The sequence below is a fragment of the Pseudomonas lurida genome (genome assembly GCF_013522705.1).
Classification (GTDB): domain Bacteria; phylum Pseudomonadota; class Gammaproteobacteria; order Pseudomonadales; family Pseudomonadaceae; genus Aquipseudomonas; species Aquipseudomonas quebecensis.
Map to the genome: position 1 here is coordinate 1 of NZ_JAAMRE010000068.1, position 1085 is coordinate 1085.

At 57.4% G+C, this 1085-nt stretch carries 1 pseudogene; it reads right to left on the minus strand.

Annotation, left to right across the window (positions count from 1 at the left end):
* Window positions 1–1085 (minus strand): annotated as a pseudogene (locus G7025_RS26550) (hypothetical protein); the annotation flags it as partial.

Sequence of the window (1085 nt, forward strand, 5' to 3'; positions counted from 1 at the left end):
CGCATGGCTTCCATGCGCAGGGTGACGGAGTAGTTGCGGTCGTAGGGCGTGTACTCTGGAAACTCGACAGTGATGTAATCAATCGAGGGGTCGATCAAGCCGGCGTCATCTTCCACCACGTTGACCGCCGGCATGGTGGAAACCGTGCCAAAAATGGTGACCATCAGGCGACGCGATGTGCCAAGCACGGTGCCCAGTGGAAATTGCAACTCGTAGGAGATTTGCATGGAGCCATTGATCAGCGCCTTGAGGATGCTGTTTTCCACATGGGCGTAGGTAGAGCGGCCTATACGTGCCGTGAGGGCGGGTAAATGCACAATATGCTCAGAGCCGTCAGCCCGGATGCCGCTCAACGTAATGAGAATTTGGGTACCTGCCGGTGTGATGGAGCCGTTGGGCAGCCGGCTGGGGACATACACCTCTACCTGAAAAGAACCCTCACCCTGGGTATCGAAATTGACATGGGTAGTGTCTTCATTGTCCACCAGGAAGTACGGCCGTTCCAGCAAGTTGGGATCAAGATCACTTTCCAGATGCACCTCTTGTGACCATTGCTGAAGTTCGCCGGAAAGATTCAGCACTTCATCGTAGACCCGAAAACGGATCGTCAGTAAGCCACTGCCGTGGGGCCGGTTAATGACTTCCGGCTCCACCCGCACTTCAAGGGGCCTGGCCCCGGAAATGTGATCGGCGTCCAACTGCAACATCACCGGATGGCCGTTCCAACGAAGATCAATGGTGTCGCGAATGCGCATTTCAGGGTAACGATCAATGGTGAGAACGACTCCCTGGGCTGCGCGATCAGGGTCCAGCACGCTGCCCGGAGGTTGCAGGTCGAGGGGCAAGTGCAGTTTGAGTGCGGAGTGATAATCCTCGTTTGGGTCACGATCGAGGCCGCCAGGCCTTGTGTCCTTGATCAACCAGGTTTGCGGCACCGAGGTACTTTCCGTACCGCTGCCCACACGCACCACCCGCCCATAGCAGGACGAAACAAAGCCCAGAGGCACCAGCTCGCGGGGGATCGCCAATTGATACCGTGGCCGGTTTTCTTCGCCTGGGCGCACTTCAGCCCAGGCCAGCTCGAA